The sequence below is a fragment of the Streptomyces rhizosphaerihabitans genome (assembly GCF_025399795.1).
In the GTDB taxonomy this organism is placed as follows: domain Bacteria; phylum Actinomycetota; class Actinomycetes; order Streptomycetales; family Streptomycetaceae; genus Streptomyces; species Streptomyces rhizosphaerihabitans.
Window position 1 is genome coordinate 1 of the sequence record NZ_JAODTZ010000230.1, and the last position, 250, is coordinate 250.

At 63.6% G+C, this 250-nt stretch carries 1 protein-coding gene; it reads right to left on the reverse strand.

Going from position 1 to position 250, the window contains the following annotated elements; genetic code table 11:
• Window positions 1–27 precede the first annotated feature (27 nt).
• Window positions 28–250: transposase (locus tag N4G66_RS45535; protein ID WP_261710184.1), on the reverse strand; the 223-nt coding region annotated here is incomplete at its 5' end.

Below are 250 nucleotides of genomic sequence, written 5' to 3' on the forward strand. Positions count from 1 at the left end.
CCTAAGAGGTCGTTTCATCCTGTTGTTTCATCCTCGAATGCGGCTTTGGTGTGCTGGTGTCGGGTCGCGCCAGGAGATGGTGTTCTCGCTGGTGAGGCGGCGGGCCATGAGGTCGGTCATGGCGATGTGGATCATGGCTTCGGAGCGGGCGGGCAGGGTTTCGTAGTCGCGGGCCAGGCGGCGGTGGAGCATGAGCCAGCCATAGGTCCGCTCGACTGCCCAGCGTTTCGGGATCGGGGTGAATCCCCTG